Consider the following 18230-nt stretch of genomic DNA (forward strand, 5'->3'; position numbering starts at 1 on the left):
ACGACCGGATTGTCGATGTAATGGAAGAGTTATATAAATTCACCTTGCTGACGCGTGGACAGGCCGGTTACTTAACCGATCGTTATTCAGAACGTAAAGAATCTGCGGCTGAACTTTCAAAACGGGTGAATCAAAAGTTCATCTGATTCATTCAGCAGATTCCAGCCGTTTTAAAATCTGGCAATGATCAATGGTGGTTTGGGTAGCGCAAGATTGTCTGAGTTGTTGCAGTTGCAGCTGAAACTTTTGCAATTCGGAAATTTTGCGCTCAATATGGCTTAAATGTTCATCAATAACGTTATTCACTACACAACAGTCTTGCTCAGGTTTTTGTTCAAGCTGAATCAATAACTCAATTTCCTTGAGCGACATATCCAGTGCACGGCAACGCTTGATAAAAATCAGCCGTTTCAGTGTTTCATCATCATAATAACGATAATTATTGGCTGCCCGAAAACTCGGCTGGATCAGCTGCCTTTTTTCATAAAAACGGATCGTGTCAGTGCTGAGCTGAGTCCTATTGGCCAAATCTTTAATTAAATATTTTTTATCTGATTTCATGGGATGGCTTGACCTTGGAGTTAGTCCATAGTTTTGAATAAGAATAATACATCAGATGTTGAAAGTAATGGAGAAAAATATGGCTTGCTGTTGCACACCTGAACCGCCAAAAATGAACAGTAAATTTCGTACCGCTTTATGGATTGCATTATTTATTAATTTGGCCATGTTCCTGATTGAATTGATTGGTGGGGCTTATGCACATTCATCGGCACTCTGGGCGGATTCCTTAGACTTCTTTGGCGATGCGGTGAATTATGCTATTTCACTTGCCGTATTGGGCATGAGTTTATATTGGAGAGCAACAGTTGCCTTGCTCAAAGGCATCACCATGGCTGTGTTCGGTTTTGTGGTCATGGGCAAAGTGATTTATGCCTATATGCAAGGGATTCCACCTGAAGCAATTACCATGGGACTTATTGGGGTGTTGGCTTTAATTGCGAATGTGGTTTCAGCTGCCTTTTTATATGCTTTTAGAGATGGCGATTCCAATATGCAATCGGTCTGGTTGTGTAGCCGTAATGATGCGATTGGGAATGTTGCAGTGATTTTAGCCGCGGTAGGAGTGTTTGGTACGGGCAGCATGTTGCCGGATATTATCGTGGCAATCATTATGTCAGTACTCGGTTTATCCGCAGGCTATCGGGTGATTAATAAAGCATTGCAGGAACGGAAAGAGCATAAGTACGTAGTTATGTAAATAATAAAGTTCTTATAAAAAGCTGCCTAAGAGCGGCTTTTTTATATGAATTAAAATCATGTCTAAATAAGAATACATATCCAATTCACATAATATTTACTGCTTTACAAATAAAAACATTTTGATAGAATTCAAACTAAATATAAGGAATGTAAATAATTTCTCAAAATAAATTGGACGTTTTAGAGAATTTTAGTAGGGGGTTTAGTGAAATTAATTAAAATTTTATGCGCGGGTACTGTGGTGTTAATCACCGGGTGTAGCGCGAAAGTGGTGACCTATGATGCAACGGGTCAAGTGATTGGTTCCTGCAAAGCCACTTCGGGTTTTATATTGGGGGCTCGCGCAATTTGTTACGGTGGGGCCAATTCTGAAGGCGTGGATTATTCAAACGTCGATCAAAATTCAGGATTGTTACCACAACCCCCTAAATCATCGAAAATTATACTTTTAGATAATTAATGATTTTTAAAAATTTTATAGTAGGGAAAAACATGATGAAAATTTCGAGCTTATTGGCTTTGACAGTTGCTGTATTATTATCAGGCTGTGCTTCAACAGTAACCACATTTGATTCTAATGGACGCATGATTGGTTCATGTAAAGCAGAACTTGGCTTTGTGATTGGTGGCGGTGCAGGTTGTACTGGGCAAGCTAATCAAGAAGGCAGAGGTAAATAATTAAATCCTTAGATTTAAAAAAACCGAGGCATTCACCTCGGTTTTTTATGATTCAAAGAATCTTATTTTTCAACGAATGCACGTTCAATCACGTAGTCGCCAAGAACACCCATTTTAGGAGATTCTTTTAGACCGTGTTGGTCAAGAAGTGCAGCAACGTCGTCAAGGAATGCAGGAGAACCACATAACATTGCACGGTCAGTTTCCGGGTTGAAACGTGGCAGACCAATTTTCTCGAACAATTGACCAGTTTCAATGGCAGTGGTTACACGGCCTTGAGTATGGAAATCTTCACGAGTAACTGTTGGGTAATACACCAGTTTTTCTTTAGCGCCTAATTCACCGAAGAATTCATGGTTTGGAATTTCGTTTTCGATCAAGTCTTGGTAAGCCAGTTCTGAAATGAAACGTGTACCATGAACCACAATGATTTTTTCAAAACGTTCATAAGTTTCAGGGTCACGGATTACAGACAAGAACGGCGCAAGACCAGTACCAGAAGAAAGAAGGTACAAGTTTTTACCCGGGTTTAAATCGTCTAGAACCAAAGTACCGGTTGGTTTGCGTGAAACCAGAATGTCATCGCCAACTTTTACTTTTTGCAGAATAGAAGTTAAAGGACCATCTGGCACTTTAATAGAGAAAAACTCTAACTCTTCTTCGTAGTTAGCACTTGCAATTGAATAAGCGCGCATTAAAGGCTTACCATTCACTTCAAGACCGATCATCACAAATTGTCCGTTTTTAAAACGTAATGCTGTATCACGAGTTGTTTTAAAAGAGAATAAAGTGTCATTCCAGTGGTGGACGTGAGTAATCTTTTCGACGTTGAAAGCAGCCATTAAAGGTCTCAATAAGTTATCAAATTAGAACAGCTTACTATTCTAATCTAAAAACATTCTCGATAAACTGAATATATTTAATTGAACTTATCAGAAAAAGTGATTATGACTGAGCTTAAAATGCCAATAATCGGGTATATGAAATCTCCCTATAAAGAAAAATTTGGCATTCCACGACAACCCAATCTGGTGCAGGTTGAGTCCTATATTGAAATGATTGAACCTTATAATGATTTACTGGCTTTTGAAGGAATCGAGGAGTTTAGTCATCTCTGGTTGTTGTGGCAGTTCCATGACAATAAAAATCAGCAGGAAAGTCAAAAATTTAGACCACAAGTTCGTCCGCCGCGCTTGGGGGGAAATACAAAAATCGGCGTCTTTGCCACCCGCAGTATGTATCGTCCATCTCCAATCGGTTTATCAGTTGTGCAGCTAAAAGAAGTAAAGAAAGTCGGCAAGTCTGTACGTATATATGTGATGGGCAGTGATCTGCTGGATGGCACGCCGATTGTTGATATTAAACCCTATATTCAATATTCTGATGCTGTGGTTACGGCACAAAGTGGTTATGCACAGGATGAGCCTGAACGAATGACGGTTATTTGGACAAAAAAGGCCGAGCAACAAAAGCAGGATTTAATGAAATGTCATAAGTTATCGAGTCAAATCGTGAATGAATTGGAACAGGTTTTATCACTTGATCCAAGACCGGCTTATCAAAATGATGCAGATAGAGTGTATGGAATGCTATTTGCTGACTTGAATGTGAAGTTCAAGGTTGATGACAGTAAGGTGCAAATTCTTGAAATTTTGACCTAAAAAAAGGAGCTTTAAGCTCCTTTTTTATATCACTCGCTTGAGCAGTTTAAGGTTTCATTGAATTTTGAATAAACTGTGCTGCAGTGTCATTATACCAGCTACATTCATTGTTCAAAGTTTCAATTTCCTCGATAGCCAGTTTGCGCTCTGACTCATTTAAATTGCTGCTTAACTTATCTTTTTGTTCTTGAATGTACTGCGCCAAGCTGTATTCAACTCCTTTCAGATAACGCCCAGCACCATAGTAGTTCCCCTTATATTCAGCAGCGCCATAAGTTGCGCCTGCCTCTGTACCATCATCGGAATATAAGTAGGCAATGGTATCTTTATAGGTTTTCTTAAAGATGTGCTTGTCATTTTGGGCATAGTCTGCTGCATAATCATCAAAAGCGAATTTTTTGTCACTCTTGCCCGTGTAGAGATAAATATTCTCTTGATTATTGCTGCGAATACTAACTTGTAAGCAATATGCACCCGCAGGGAAAGTTAGGTCTTTGACCGAATTATAATAAGCAAGGCGCTGTGCAGAAATATTTGGAATTGAATTATTTACAATATCCCATTGATCTCTGGACTCTAATGTCGCTAAAGCATTTTTGCCGTTGAGGTCAATTTTTTTGAAATTTGTGTTAAATATAAGACCGGTTGAGCCAACAGGAGAATAAGGCTTATGTGTAAACACTAAATTATTTAGAGATCCTGTTCCTGCTAAATATCCATATTTGGAATTTTTTGGTCCTAAATCTTGATAAACACCATCTTGAGTAACAAGAATGTCATTGTCTGGTGTAGGCGAGTCATCTTGAACATATACGTTGCCCTGATCAAGAGTAAAGGTATTATGAACAAATTCAAGTGGTTCATTGACTGCATAGCCAGCTTCAATTTCAAAATAATGCCATTGTTGAAAATTTTGATTTCCTTCGGCAGATCCAGAATCTATACCTTGGTAGACGCCGTCTGAGCCACCTCCGCCGCCTCCACAGCCAGTCAAAGTGAATGCTGTGATAATTGCTAAGCTCAGATATTTAAGTTTCATGTTATAACGCCCCCTTATTGTTGATTAAAAAATTTAAGTTTTGTTTTAAGAGATAAAAAATTACGTCAATCATTAATTATTAATTAAATCATGTAAATGATTAATTGTTACATTTAAAAATAGTAATAAAATCATTATTTTAAATTTAACTAAAGAGATATTTTAATTGATTAATAATAGTTAATAATAAAATTCAACTTAACGCTGCACCATCCACCAAAGCATCCCGATTAAAACGGTCATATGCAGAATTTGCACCGGTGCAAAATATAGTGCAAATTTTAATCCTCCACTTAGGGCTGCATTAATGGATTTAGAGACGGCATGGGCAGCCAGACCTAACATCATTGCATAGAGTAAACTGCTATTTGTAGGTTCACCTTGAACAACTACTGCGGCCGCAGCGGCATGAATTTCAAACAATGACGCCAGCAGTGTACCTGCAATTAAACCGGAATCACCGAGTAAAAGTTCCAAGCCATGCACACCTGCCTGAATGACCGTTAGCATTCCCGCAATAATGGCTGCCTCTTTTAAGCTAAACATGGCACTATCTACCGGTTCTGCTTTTTCGACCGGTTCTGCTTTCCGTAAAAGCCAGTAAGCGCATAATGCTAAAATAGCGATAGCAATGAGTGAAGGAAATGTCAGCAGCTTTAGCCAGCCTAAAGAGACACCGCCTACCACAATCAATAAAAGTACCAAAGTAGATATACATGACATCAGTGCTGCACCGGCATTGGAGCGGGCATCGGCCTCTTGATTGCGGACCTGTATGCCTAAATGCGCAATGGTTGCAGTACTGGATACGAATCCGGAAGCGATTGAAGAAAGCATCAGCGCTTTTTTACTGGAAAGTAAGCGCTTGGCAATGTGTGCCAATGCTTGCACGATAAGAATCAGGGTGAGCAGTTTTAAAATAATATGTGGATTAAGCACATTGCCCCATAAAGGCGTATCGGGGGTCAGCGGCAAGGCAATTAAGATCAGCGCCAGTAAAAATACGCCATCTTTAAGTTCTGCTCCGGTAATCCATGTTCCGGCAATCCCATGCATAGAACGTTTCATCATTAAAATGAAGGTCAGTATTACAGAGAGACTGGCAGCCAGGGTAATATTCCAGACGCACAGTGCACCGATAAAATAAGTCATGACGAAAGCCAGTTCGGTAGTGACCCCAGGATCTTGCAACTGGTTCTTCAGTGAAAAGATACCGATACCGCCAACAATCAGTGCACCAATCACGCCAAAGATATGACCAAAAGCAAAACATAAGGCACCCAGTAAAGCGCAGATTGCAAACGAACGTACCCCGGCAAAACTATGCTGGTTTTCACGTTGCTTGCTGCGTTCACGTTCCAGACCTATCAGCAAGCCACAACCCAAGGCCGCTGCCATAATCATCAGCAATTCTTGGAACGACGTCGTTTGCAGGGACAGATTCAGCATATTATTCACAGGATTCATCCACTCGGTTGGGCAATGGAAACTCAGCTGTTAACTTAAACGGCATATTTGGCATTATTGGCTATAAATGTCCGAAAGTAAAAGCATAATCCTCATCAAAGCAGGCTATCGTTTATTTTGAAGTAAACGGACATATCGATCAGTTTAGAAAAAGATAGGGTGAATATTTTTCTAAACCGGACTGAAGCGAGATCAAGTTTAGTTTGCTATAGTGGGTGAATGTTTTGGGGCATATAACAATGAAGTTTAATTTTGAAATGGATACATCCTGGTGTCTGGAACAACTACAAAAAGATGGACGGATTACCGAGCGCAATAAGCTCTTGATCCAAACCACACACCGTCAGCGTGAGCAACTGAAATGGCATCCTTTGCAGTGGATTGCACACTTTAATCTGATCGATCAGGCTCATCCGCAAAGTACCCTGACCTTAAACCGTCTGTGCCAGTGGATTGCAGAAAAAGCCAATATTCCTTTTTATATTATTGATCCCCTAAAGGCCGATGTGGGTGCTTTGACCAATATTATGTCGCAAGAATTTGCCGTGCGTAATAAAATTTTGGCCGTCGAAATTCAGCCGGATAAAGTCCTGATCGCCACCGACCAACCTTTTAAAACGGAATGGGTGGCCAATCTTGAACATAGCATTGCACCAAAGAAAATCCAGCGTGTATTGCTCAGCCCGGATCAGTTGCAGCGCTATCTGGTGGAATACTATCAGGTGAGCCGGGCGGTTAATTCATCGCAAAAAAACAGTGCTTATGACCGTGATAACAAAGGCGTAGAAGCGCTATTGCAACTGGGCGATACACAAAACCCGGATGCCAATGACCAGCATATTGTCAAGCTGGTGGATTGGGTATTGCAGTTTGCTTTTGAACAGGGCGCAAGTGATATTCATCTGGAGCCCCGTAAAGATACAGGTAAGGTGCGTTTCCGTATTGATGGGGTATTGCATACCATTTATAAAATGCCCGCCAATACCCTGACCGCCGTGATTTCACGGATTAAAATCCTGGGACGCATGAATGTGGCGGAAAAACGCAAACCGCAAGATGGCCGTTTAAAAACCCGAACGCCTAAAGGGCAGGAAACTGAACTGCGTTTATCCACTTTGCCGACGGCTTTTGGCGAAAAAATGGTGATGCGTATTTTTGATCCGGAAGTCTTGGTCCGCAGTTTTCAGCAGCTAGGTTTTGAGGGCGGTTTACTCAATGATTGGCAGGCTTTAACTGCACACAGTCATGGCATTATTTTAGTGACAGGTCCGACCGGCTCAGGTAAAACCACGACGCTATATTCGTCGCTGAAACAGCTGGCGACTGAAGAAGTCAATGTTTGTACCATTGAAGATCCGATCGAGATGCTGGAACCAAGCTTTAACCAGATGCAGGTGAATCAGGGCATTGATTTAGGTTTTGCCGATGGAGTTCGTGCCCTGATGCGTCAGGACCCGGATATTATTATGGTGGGGGAGATTCGTGATCAGGATACCGCCAATATGGCGATTCAGGCCGCATTAACCGGTCACCTGGTGTTATCGACCTTGCATACCAATGATGCGCCATCGAGTCTGACCCGTTTGCATGATTTAGGGGTGCAGCCATTTTTAACTTCAGCCACGATACTGGGAGTACTGGCACAACGTCTGGTACGTAAACTTTGCCCGCATTGCAAAGCAGAAACCTTTATTAATGAACAGGAGTGGAAGCATTTAACCTTTGATTATGCACTGGAAATGCCAAACTTCGTGTTTCAGGCGGTGGGTTGTGAAGAATGTCGCCATACAGGCTATAAAGGTCGTGTCGGTATTTATGAATTCATGCCTTTAAGTCTGGCGACCAAACAGCTGATTGGTGCAGATGCGACTTTAAACCAGCTCCGTGATCAGGCGAAGAAAGAGGGCGTTGAACCGCTTCGTATTGCAGGGGCTCGCAAAGTTCTGGCAGGCATGACCACGTTGGAAGAAGTGTTACGTGTTGTGCCGCTGAATTGAAATATTGTTTAAAAATGAAGAAATCTTAAGATTCACCTCATCTTGGTTTGTTTTAATAACCCTATCGAAATGATAGACAAAGATGAGGGCGTCACAATGAACATGATTTCTAAAGCAGCTTTAATTACGTGTCTGGTCGGTGCATCTACTTTTGCTTTGGCCAATACCGCAATCAATCAAACTGCAATTGCACCACAAAAAACCACCACGGTTAAACAGGCTCTAACCTTGAAAGATGACAGCAAAGTACAGTTAAAAGGTTATGTGGTGAAATCGGTAGGTGATGAAAAATACCAGTTCCGTGACAATACCGGTACGATTACGGTCGAGATTGATGATGAGTTATGGCACGGTAAAGCCGTGAATGCCAAGACACCTGTAACTCTTATAGGTGAAGTAGACATCGACTACAAACCAGCGAAACGTGTTGAGATTGATGTTGATTCGGTTCAATTTTAAGAACATTGAGTAGTTAAAATAAAGTGATCAGTGGCTGACATAGCCTCTTCCCAAGACCATATGAATGATTCATGTGGTCTTTTTGATTTAAGCTGCTTTTTAAAAACATGCTATGTTAAAACTACAACGTGCCAAATACTTGAGAACAATACATGCGAATCTTACTGGCAGAAGACGATGCTTCCCAAGCAGAGAGCATCAAAACATGGTTAGAAATGGATGGCTATAATATTGACTGGGTCGAGCGTGGTGATCACGCCATTTTAGCCATTGAACAGCATCAGTATGATTGTATTCTGCTTGATCGCGGCCTACCTAAAGCCACGGGCGATGAGATTCTTAAAACTTTACGTGCGCAGCAGCAACAAACCCCTGTCATTTTTATCACTGCGCGTGACAGTATTCATGACCGCGTTGAAGGGCTGGATTTGGGCGCCAATGATTATCTGGTCAAACCTTTTAGCTTGGAAGAACTTTCTGCACGTGTGCGTTCGCAATTACGACAACATCAAAGCAGTGCCGATCAATATTTGCGATATGCAAATCTGGTTTTAGATTCACAAGGCAAGACGCTTACTCAAGATGGTCAAACCGTCAATTTAACCGCCAAAGAATTTCAGATTCTACATAAGCTGATGCAAAGGCCGGAACAGGTGGTCACCCGTGAACAACTGGAAGAATCACTCTATGCCTGGGGTGATGAAATCGAAAGCAATGCCATAGAAGTGTTTATCTATCAATTACGTAAAAAGATTGGCAGCCAATATATTAAAACCCTGCGTGGTTTGGGTTATCGCATGAGTCAGGATTAATATGTCATCCCGCATTTCTCTACAAACACAGTTAATCAAGACCTCATTATTCAGTTCAATGCTGGCTGGGATATTGGCCTTGCTGCTTTTTGTAGGAATCTCGCTGTACCAGACCATGCAGGTGCAAGACCAGATCATGGATGAAATTGCAGATATGCTGTTGATTTCGGATGTAACCAGGAGTTCAGGGCAACAGGTCGATGAACTCAGTGATGAATTTGATATTCAGTACCAGTTAAAAGATCAGCAACAGGTACTGGCTGAATCAAAAAATTTTCATTTGAACCATCTATCTTCAAAGCTTGAAAATCATTCAGCTCAAGGCTATGACTTGATTTGGCAGGATCAGCAATTGTGGCGTATCTACACCGCTGAAGATGCTGATCTGAATATGTCGGTACTGGTAATGCAGCCGATAGGAGAGCGCTTTAAGGATCTGGCTCAAAATGTGATGGGCTATGGCCTGATTTTAATCTTGCTCTGGTTAGTTCAGTGGCTGATTTTGCATTTCGCCGTGCAACGTCAATTTAAAGTGATTCAGCAACTGTCTAAAAACATTGCAGAAAAAAATGTCGATGATCTTAGTCCGATCCAGCAGCAGGTGCCCGAGTTCAAAGAATTACAACCGATGGTCGTGCAGCTGAACCGCTTATTACAGCGACTGGAACAATCCTTGGTGGCAGAACAGCGCTTTACCGCAGATGCCTCGCATGAGTTACGTTCACCTCTTTCCGCCATCCAGATGCGTTTACAGGTACTTAAACGTAAATATCCGGAATTGGCGCAGGAGCTGGTTAGTATTCAAAATGATGTCAATCGCGGTACACAAGTTTTAGAAAACCTGCTGTTACTGGCAAGACTGGATCCGACCAATATCCAGCAGCTGCCTAAAACTAATATTGATTTGAATATTATGATCAACGAGGTCCTGCAAGCCTTACAGCCCTTTGCCGTAGATAAAAACATTCAGATCCAGACTCAGGTTTTACCTCAGCTTTATATCATAGGAAATGAAAAGCTAATCTTTAGCTGTATTCGGAACCTGATTGATAATGCCATTCGTTATGCAGGGCAAAATGGTCATATATTTATTGATATGCAACAAAAGCAGCAATATATCAGCCTCACTATTGAAGATGATGGACAGGGCGTGACAGATGAGGTTTTAGAACGGCTAGGTGAGCGCTTTTATCGGGCTTTGGGTACCAAAACCCAAGGTTCAGGACTGGGACTGTCAATTTGTAAAAAGATTATTGAATTACATGCAGGAGAAATTCACTTTTCCAAATCGGCGTATGGAGGGTTAAAAGTCGAGCTGAAATTTTTAATGAATATGTAGCGCTAAAAAGCAGTATGTTTGCGCTCATACTGCTTGTTTCCACGTTTATTCTTGTTGAGTGAATTATTTTTATTTGGTCAAAATAAGACGATTATTACGGGTTAAGCGTAGACGGTATTCTTCTCCGGCATGCATAATCCGGATTTCTCGACCTAAAGAAAACAGGTTATTCGAGTGCAACATCGGTAGTGAGTGAGCTGTGTCATGATTACGGGTAAACAAGCTAAATGGTGCGTTCATTCCTTCGACTCCGTGGTATATATTGAATGGTTTAAATGATAATCATTATCGAATAGAGCTGTCAATGGATTATTTAAGATTTTATAAAAAACTTAAATTTGCTTACACTTTGTAATATTTTCATGCTGAGGAACAGGCAATGTCTAAACCCATAATTCATGTTGCCATTGCAATTTTACTGCATCAAAACAAAGTGCTGGTGGGCTGGCGTGAAGCAAAACAGCATCAGGGCAATAAACATGAATTTCCGGGAGGAAAAGTTGAAGAAGGCGAAAGCCCTTTAGCCGCCTGTCGCCGTGAAATTTATGAGGAAGTCGGTATTGGTCTGCATGACTGGCACGCGTTTGATGTGATTGTTCATGAATATGAAGATGTGATTGTGAAACTGCACTTATTTCATGCCAGCGTACCGGCAGCTTTATTGAACGAGATTCAACAGCCCTGGAGCTGGTATAGCCGTGAAGAATTGTTGAATCTAAATTTTCCCAAAGCTAACCAAGCCATGATTCAGCGTTTGTACTGGCCCCATCAAATTAAAATCTCAGATCAGCTCGAAACATTCAAGCAGTTGCGACAAGACCAGTTACTGTATTGGCGTGTTGAGGGAACACAAGCAGAAATTATTGAAATTTCAGAATTAAGTGTTGAAAAGTTATCGCGGCTGATTGTAAATGTTGATCTGTACCAGCAATTAAACTCGATTCAACAGCAAGTCATTTCCGCCATTCATTTAAAACAGTCACAACTTATGGCTTTAAAGCCGGGTGATTTACAGCTCGGTAAACGTTACCTTGCGGCATGCCATGATCTGGCGTCAATGCAGCAAGCGCAACAGATAGGGTGTGATGCAATCTTGCTGAGTCCGATATTGCCTACCGCAACCCATCCTGAAGTGGTAGCACTGGGATGGGAGCAGTTCAAGAACTGGGTTTCACAAGTTGATCTGCCGGTTTTTGCCTTGGGAGGCTTGCAGGCCGGTGATCTTGCGGGTGCTCAAGAGCAGGGTGCCTATGGCATTGCCGGGATGCGCTTTTTATAAAATAGAGGGAAGGATATATTGAGACAAGCAGTTCAATATATCCTCAAGCTTATAAGCCTTTCAGGGCTTTTTGCGCTTGTTGAATGGTTTTTTGATCTTTTCGTTGCTGTGCGGTTTTCAAAATGACCTGCCAAAGTTGTTTCTTCATGGCATTGGTTTGTGCATAACTTAAGCCACGTTTCGCCAAGGCTTCAGCATTTGCAGGCTGATTCTTTTTATTGGCAATTAACGCTAAATACAAGAAGGTTTCAGCGGACTGCGGTGCCAAACGCTGTGCTTGCAGTGCAGCAGCTTCTGCTTCATTCCATTGACCTTGCTTATAGGCGAGTTGGGTTTTTTGCATGAGTTTTTGAAATGCCGGAAGTCGGCGACCATCTTCAAACTGCTGTTTGCGCTGTTGAGCAGGAACGATCACCTGCATCTTTTTACGTTGAATTTCTTCACGTTCATAAGGCGTGATAACCACACCCGAGGGTGTTTTAACATCCTGTTTTTGTGCGGGTACGGGTTTCGGGGGCTGTTTGCTCTCGGGAGCAGGCAGGCTTTCACAGCCTGCAAACCCAATTAAACTTAAAGCGATTAGTCCATATTTATACCGTTTAAAATGCCCACTCATGCTCAACTTTCACTCTTAATTGTCATAACTACCGCTTGAAATGACCCGGTTATCAGAACCATGGTTCTGCATTTCAGTGTCACTTTCACGAATATAGTTTTCAATACTATCGTTTTGTTCAGCAGGTGCTTGATTATTTTCAGTATCAGGATTGTAAGCAGGCTCTACCTGATAACTCGGTAGACCACAAGCAGTGGCCTGGCGTGGCATATTACTGCGCAGCAATGGAATGTACATGGCACCTTCACACCCTTGTGCAGATAAATATCCACTAGAACGGTCAATCCATTGCCACTGTACATTTTCGGTCTGACGCAAGTTCACCGGTTTTTGACGCAACTGTTTCATCACGTTAATCCAGACCGGAAGTGCGCCCGAAGAACCGGTTAAGCCAGTGACCTTGTTATTATCCAGACCGAGCCAGACTACACTGACATAATTACCTGAATAACCTGCAAACCATGAGTCACGGGTATCATTGGTGGTACCGGATTTACCTGCCAGTTTTAAGTCGGGAGGGAAAGCGCTATAAGCTGCACGCCCCGTACCAGAACTCATGACCTGTTGCAGACCATAATTCAGAATATAAGCTGCAGAGGGGTCAATTGTACTTTGTACCGTTAAACCATAACGGTCCAGCAGGCGTCCGTTGGAATCCACCACCGAGCGAATAGACCGGATTGGATATTTGAAACCGCCAGTTGCAAAATTGCCGTAAATACTCATTACTTCCATCGGTGACATATCAATTGCACCGAGGAAAATCGATGGGTAGCTTGGAATATTTGAAGTCACGCCAAATTTTTTCAGGTGATTGCTAAAGGTCGAAATGCCAAATTCCTGACCCAAACGTACGGCTGCCAGGTTGTAGGAGTTTGCCAGTGCTTCGGACATCGGAACAATCCCGTGCTCACCACCACTGTAGTTTTTAGGTGTCCAGTTTTTACCTTCACTAAAAACGTTCAATGCACTATCTTCAACCGGTGTAGCCCAGTTATAACGCCCAGATTCAATCGCACTTAAATAAATCACCGGTTTAAGCAAAGAGCCGACCTGTCGTTTTGCATCCAGGGCACGGTTAAAACCGGTAAAGTCTTGGGTAGAACCTAAAGCGGCAACCAGTTCACCATTTTCAGGATGAGAAATTAAAACAGCGCCCTGCAAGTCTTTTAAACGTTTTGGATTGGCATCGGCTAAACGTGAAACAGAGGCTTTAAACGCTTCCTGGACTTTGGTTTGGGCAATCGGGTCCAGCGTGGTAAAGATTTTTAGGCCCTGATTGGTCAGATCGCCTTCCTGATATTCAGTGCGTAGCTGGCGACGTACAATATCCATGAAATCCGGGAAACGGGCAGGTCCCAAGGTTGGCTTGGCAATGACATTTAATGGACGAGCAGTTTCTCGTTCAAATTGCTCTTGGGTCAGATAGCCCATCACCAGCATATTGTTTAATACAATATCACGGCGTTTTTTGGCGCCTTCCGGGTTTTTCCAAGGATTAAACAGGGAAGGTCCTTGTACCAAACCGACTAAATAAGCCTGTTGAGCAATATTCAGTTCACGTAGCGGTAAGCCAAAATAAAACTGTGATGCCAGACCATAGCCATTAATGGAATAATTGCCATTTTGTCCCAGATTCACTTCGTTTAAATACGCTTCCAGAATTTCATCTTTGTCATAATGAAGTTCAATCAGCATCGCCATGAGAGCTTCATTGACTTTACGTTTTAAAGTTTTTTCTGGGCTTAAATAGAAATTCTTCACCAGCTGCTGGGTCAGGGTTGAACCACCTTGACGTTTGCCACCGGTAATATTGCTGACTACAGCACGTGCTGTACCACGAACCGAGATGCCATGATGATGGTAAAAGTTACGGTCTTCAGTTGATATCAGGGCTTCAATGAGCGGTTTAGGCACACTATTGAGCTTAATCAGCACACGGTCTTCATTATGCTGTGGATAAATTCCGCCAATCAGTAAAGGTTCTAAACGTGCAATACCGGTAGAAGACGGTTTAGTCGCACTGACTTCACCAATCTGATTGTCGCTAAAAGTGACTTTTAATACTTGCTCGGGTTCAACGCTGTCACCAAAGTCGAAGCCGCGGGTATGTACATACAGGGCATCACCGGAAGTGACATAACTGCCAGAATGGGCATAACTATCAGAATTCTTATAGCCCAGAAGTTTGAGTTCTTGAGTGAAGTCCGTCTGGTTGACGGGTGCATTGGTATAAATTTCCAAAGGACGGGCAAAAACTTTTGCCGGAATATCCCAGCGTTGTCCTTCAAACTTATTACGTACAATATTGTCCATCCGGATTAAATAGACACTAAAAACTAAGAAGACGCCAATGACTACTATTGAAAAAATAAGAGCCAGTAAACCGATGCCGCGTTCAGACTTCATCAATGATTATAAGATCCAAATAAATTGTGCTAATCATGCGAAGCTTTTCATTTTTTTGCAATAATTAATCTGTGAATGGAGATAAAATATAATAATAAGCTGCACAAAATATTTGTAATGAGTTTTTGATTTTATAAAAGATATTCTGTTCAATATGAAAACCGGATTTGCAAAGAATATGTGCATATTAAAGCAAGTCCACAGTATTCAGTATCTAAGTTGTTCCAATACAAGCAATTTTGTAAATTGGATGACTTTTATTCTAAAAACCCATGCCGATTTTAGTCATGCCAGCATACCCAATAAAGTGACCTGAATAGCAGACTAAAAACTGGCTGAGCCTTTGAATTCGCAAGATTGTCAGCGCAATCTGAACTGAAAGTTTTTTAAAATGAACAGGGTTAATGCTATGATAGGCAGGAATCGTAGCGGAGCGATGACCCAGGTGCAAATTTCACATAAAACTTTTCGGAACATTGGATTAATAGGCCGTCCAGATAAATCCTCCGTCGTGGAAACTTTAAGTCTTATTCATGACCATCTTTTAAGTTTAGGTTTACATCCGGTTTTTGATTCGGAAACAGCAGCGCTAGTCCCGTATAGCAACACACAAACAGTAAGCCGAAGTTTACTCGGTGAAGTGGTAGATCTGGTGATTGTGGTGGGCGGTGATGGCTCTTTACTGCATGCTGCACGTGCCCTGGTCAGACATAATACCCCTGTCATTGGGGTGAACCGTGGTCGTTTGGGCTTTTTAACCGATATCAAGCCGACCGAGGTTATTTTTAAACTGGACCAGGTGCTAAAAGGCGAGTTTCAGCTCGATCGCCGGTTCTTGCTGGAAATGGAAATCCGTTCCAAAGGTGAAAGTATTTATGATGCCATTGCCCTGAATGATGTAGTTCTACATTCAGGCAAGTCGGTGCATATGATTGACTTCGAACTTAATATTGATGGTCAGTATGTCTATCGTCAGCATAGTGATGGCTTGATTGTTTCGACCCCTACAGGCTCTACCGCTTATGCGCTTTCTGGTGGTGGACCGATTATCCACCCAAGTATGGATGCCATTTCTTTGGTGCCGATGCATCCGCATACCTTGTCTTCACGTCCCATTGTGGTCGGTGGACATAGCGAAATTAAGATTATTATTCGTGAAAATCGTGTCTTGCCGATGGTCAGTGCCGATGGTCAACACAGTGTTTCACTCAGTGTTGGGGATAGTTTGCATATCCGTAAACATCCATTTAAATTGAATCTCCTTCATCCACCCGGTTATGATTTCTATATCGCTTGTCGTACCAAACTGGGTTGGAATCAAGATTTTGACTCTTTACAACAGCAGGATTAAATGATGAATATTGAACAAATGCTGGCCGTACTCGATCCTGAAATTGTTGCGCGTTTAAAGACAGCAGTGGAAATTGGTAAATGGCCAAATGGCGTAGCGCTCACCAAAGAGCAGCGTCAGACCTGTATGCAGGCAGTTTATGCTTGGGAAATGAAAAATTTGCCTGAAACTGAACGTAGTGGCTATATTGACCGTGGTACCAAAGAAGAAGATGAACACTGCGATTCACATGATCCAAAGCAAGATGAAGAGTTTAAGCCGATTCGTTTTGTTTAAATATTTATGTGCAATAAAAAAGACACTGCGGTGTCTTTTTTATTGATTCCTAGCTTAAATTAAAGCACATCACGGCCACACAAAGTTTCAAGCCTTCAGGAGACTTTGTGTAGGCAGGATTTTTACTTTTGACAGGGCAAAAGTAAACAAAACCCTTTGTTGTGCTGATGATACATCCTTGTATCACAGCACAACGATCGGCGTCCTGCCGATCTCATGTGATTAAATGCTTTTTTTAGAGTTTGAAAAACAATAAGGCAAAATAGAGCATTACTTACTCGGGTATTTATCTACAAACCTAATCAAATAATTTTTCGGTTTGCCCACAGCTCTTTGGCTTTTAGCATTGCCTCATCATACGAATCACAAGCACCCAGGGTATATAACGCAATTCCCATGGTTTCAGTCACTGCAATTTCGCCATATTCATGATGCTGCTTGCCTTCCCAAACCGCTTTAAAAACTGCCAAGTCGAGTTCTTCTTCAATTGGACTACGGCTTACGGTCAGTTTAGGCAATTCATGTTCGTACAGTTCGCCATTTTTAATCCCGCAGATTAAGGTCTTGGCATCCGGATTACGCTCAAACTCACCACCTTCACCTTTAATCACCGCACTATTTTGATAGCCCAGTTTAAACGCAGCCTGCTGGTGTGAGGCACGATAGGCCGGATGGAAAATAGCCTGCATGGTGGCTTTGGCATTAAATGGATTAATTAGACGCGCTAAAGTATGAATAGGGGAGCGCAAGCCCATTACATTACGTAAGGAAATCAAATCACTCAAAATCGGAGAAATTGCTTCTAATGGTATATAGGCAAAATTGCGTTGTTGTAATTGTTGTTCCACATCTGTGTCATTTTGGCAAATAGCATAACCGAGATATTCCAATACCTGTTCGGTATAAAGACGGTTAATGGTATGTCCCGATGCACCATGCATCACCACTTTGTAGCCATGTTGGGCTAAGGTCAGCGCAGCCAGTAAAAACCAGGGATAATGTTTACGCTTGCCGGCATAGGAAGACCAGTCCAGGCCTACATCTAGCGTTTTGAAATTGAGCTGATCACGCGTGGCCTGTACAAAGCCGGCCAGCTCATCTACAGATTCCTCTTTAACACGAAGTAGCATCAAGAAGGCACCCAACTGCACATCCAAGACTTCATCTTTTAAGATCATGCTGAATGCTTGATAGGCTTCGTCAAAAGTCAGGGAGCGGGCACCATTTTTTCCTTTTCCCACAATACGAACAAACTGAGCAAAAGGATGTTCAAAATCTTTATATATATTTCGTTTGGTATTCATAGTGCAATTTCAGCATCAACCCTGATCAATGGCTACAGTTTACTTTGATACTGGCTATTTTTCTGCATGATTTTGAGGATTAAATTTGAGTCAGTTAGACCATAGTCTAAGAGGTGCTGTGTATTATTTAACCTAATTTAACATTTGAGGCAAAACAAAGCTTTAAAAAACAGGTAAAATTTAACCTAGTTTTAATATGTGTTCATCTCCTGATCAATCCTCTGACTTTTAATCAGAGCCTAATGTGCTTTTTGAGCACATTTACATATTTAGTTTCTTA

Annotated in this window: 19 protein-coding genes and 1 pseudogene; 12 read left to right on the top strand and 8 right to left on the bottom strand. The window is 41.8% G+C overall.

All coding sequences use genetic code 11. The features are described from left to right. A pseudogene (locus B2Y23_RS13290) lies at positions 1-146 on the top strand (arsenical resistance protein ArsH); the annotation flags it as partial. 1 nt (position 147) lies between these two features. Here B2Y23_RS13290 and B2Y23_RS13295 read toward each other — a convergent pair. Further along, entirely contained in the window at positions 148-561 is a 414-nt protein-coding gene (locus B2Y23_RS13295; protein ID WP_291352429.1) for a MerR family transcriptional regulator, read from the bottom strand. Positions 562-640: 79 nt separating this feature from the next. Between B2Y23_RS13295 and B2Y23_RS13300 the strand changes: the two genes are divergently transcribed. From B2Y23_RS13300 to B2Y23_RS13310, 3 genes are all read left to right on the top strand, one after another. Further along, complete coding sequence (locus B2Y23_RS13300; RefSeq protein ID WP_291371362.1) at positions 641-1261, top strand: cation transporter; 621 nt, start codon at positions 641-643, stop codon at positions 1259-1261. Positions 1262-1468: 207 nt separating this feature from the next. Then, a complete protein-coding gene (locus B2Y23_RS13305; RefSeq protein WP_291352427.1) occupies positions 1469-1723 on the top strand; it encodes a hypothetical protein in 255 nt (84 codons plus the stop codon). Between the two features lie 35 nt (positions 1724-1758). Next, positions 1759-1941 carry a hypothetical protein gene (locus B2Y23_RS13310; RefSeq protein WP_312158727.1) on the top strand — a complete coding sequence of 61 codons (183 nt, stop codon included), beginning with the start codon at positions 1759-1761 and terminating at the stop codon, positions 1939-1941. A 62-nt stretch (positions 1942-2003) separates the two neighbouring features. On the opposite strand, the gene B2Y23_RS13315 is transcribed toward B2Y23_RS13310, so the two are convergent. Then, entirely contained in the window at positions 2004-2783 is a 780-nt protein-coding gene (locus B2Y23_RS13315; protein ID WP_291371327.1) for a ferredoxin--NADP reductase, read from the bottom strand. 105 nt (positions 2784-2888) lie between these two features. Between B2Y23_RS13315 and tsaA the strand changes: the two genes are divergently transcribed. Then, on the top strand, positions 2889-3602 hold the full coding sequence (tsaA, locus tag B2Y23_RS13320) for a tRNA (N6-threonylcarbamoyladenosine(37)-N6)-methyltransferase TrmO (protein WP_291371329.1): 714 nt from the start codon (positions 2889-2891) through the stop codon (positions 3600-3602). A 46-nt stretch (positions 3603-3648) separates the two neighbouring features. On the opposite strand, the gene B2Y23_RS13325 is transcribed toward tsaA, so the two are convergent. Both B2Y23_RS13325 and B2Y23_RS13330 read right to left on the bottom strand, forming a co-directional pair. Further along, positions 3649-4641 (bottom strand): hypothetical protein, encoded by a 993-nt coding sequence (locus B2Y23_RS13325; protein WP_291371331.1) that lies wholly within the window; start codon positions 4639-4641, stop codon positions 3649-3651. A 198-nt stretch (positions 4642-4839) separates the two neighbouring features. Then, positions 4840-6099 carry an MgtC/SapB family protein gene (locus tag B2Y23_RS13330; RefSeq protein ID WP_409449753.1) on the bottom strand — a complete coding sequence of 420 codons (1260 nt, stop codon included), beginning with the start codon at positions 6097-6099 and terminating at the stop codon, positions 4840-4842. 248 nt (positions 6100-6347) lie between these two features. Between B2Y23_RS13330 and B2Y23_RS13335 the strand changes: the two genes are divergently transcribed. The 4 genes from B2Y23_RS13335 (at position 6348) to B2Y23_RS13350 (ending at position 10715) form a co-directional block, all read left to right on the top strand. After that, entirely contained in the window at positions 6348-8105 is a 1758-nt protein-coding gene (locus B2Y23_RS13335) for a GspE/PulE family protein (RefSeq protein WP_291371333.1), read from the top strand. 96 nt (positions 8106-8201) lie between these two features. After that, positions 8202-8564 (top strand): NirD/YgiW/YdeI family stress tolerance protein, encoded by a 363-nt coding sequence (locus B2Y23_RS13340; protein WP_291371334.1) that lies wholly within the window; start codon positions 8202-8204, stop codon positions 8562-8564. Between the two features lie 152 nt (positions 8565-8716). After that, positions 8717-9376, top strand: a complete 660-nt coding sequence (locus B2Y23_RS13345; RefSeq protein ID WP_291371336.1) for a response regulator transcription factor — start codon at positions 8717-8719, stop codon at positions 9374-9376. Between the two features lies 1 nt (position 9377). After that, positions 9378-10715 carry a sensor histidine kinase gene (locus B2Y23_RS13350; protein WP_291371338.1) on the top strand — a complete coding sequence of 446 codons (1338 nt, stop codon included), beginning with the start codon at positions 9378-9380 and terminating at the stop codon, positions 10713-10715. Between the two features lie 69 nt (positions 10716-10784). Here B2Y23_RS13350 and hemP read toward each other — a convergent pair whose 3' ends face one another. Further along, positions 10785-10955 (bottom strand): hemin uptake protein HemP, encoded by a 171-nt coding sequence (gene hemP / locus B2Y23_RS13355; RefSeq protein ID WP_291352409.1) that lies wholly within the window; start codon positions 10953-10955, stop codon positions 10785-10787. Positions 10956-11094: 139 nt separating this feature from the next. Here hemP and B2Y23_RS13360 point away from each other — a divergent pair, with 139 nt between their 5' ends. Then, positions 11095-11994, top strand: coding sequence for an NUDIX domain-containing protein (locus B2Y23_RS13360; RefSeq protein WP_291352407.1), 900 nt, complete (start codon positions 11095-11097; stop codon positions 11992-11994). Between the two features lie 49 nt (positions 11995-12043). Here B2Y23_RS13360 and B2Y23_RS13365 read toward each other — a convergent pair whose 3' ends face one another. Both B2Y23_RS13365 and mrcB read right to left on the bottom strand, forming a co-directional pair. Then, a complete protein-coding gene (locus B2Y23_RS13365; RefSeq protein ID WP_291371340.1) occupies positions 12044-12610 on the bottom strand; it encodes a tetratricopeptide repeat protein in 567 nt (188 codons plus the stop codon). 15 nt (positions 12611-12625) lie between these two features. Further along, positions 12626-15019 carry a penicillin-binding protein 1B gene (gene mrcB / locus B2Y23_RS13370; protein WP_291371342.1) on the bottom strand — a complete coding sequence of 798 codons (2394 nt, stop codon included), beginning with the start codon at positions 15017-15019 and terminating at the stop codon, positions 12626-12628. 409 nt (positions 15020-15428) lie between these two features. On the opposite strand from mrcB, the gene B2Y23_RS13375 reads away from it, so the two are divergent. Next, positions 15429-16370, top strand: coding sequence for an NAD(+) kinase (locus B2Y23_RS13375; protein ID WP_291352404.1), 942 nt, complete (start codon positions 15429-15431; stop codon positions 16368-16370). A gap of 3 nt (positions 16371-16373) precedes the next feature. Continuing rightward, positions 16374-16646 (top strand): YeaC family protein, encoded by a 273-nt coding sequence (locus B2Y23_RS13380; RefSeq protein ID WP_086199710.1) that lies wholly within the window; start codon positions 16374-16376, stop codon positions 16644-16646. A gap of 302 nt (positions 16647-16948) precedes the next feature. On the opposite strand, the gene B2Y23_RS13385 is transcribed toward B2Y23_RS13380, so the two are convergent. After that, entirely contained in the window at positions 16949-17950 is a 1002-nt protein-coding gene (locus B2Y23_RS13385) for a glycosyl transferase family protein (protein ID WP_291371344.1), read from the bottom strand. Positions 17951-18230 lie beyond the last annotated feature (280 nt).

Source organism: Acinetobacter sp. UBA5934 (genome assembly GCF_002430855.1).
GTDB lineage: Bacteria > Pseudomonadota > Gammaproteobacteria > Pseudomonadales > Moraxellaceae > Acinetobacter.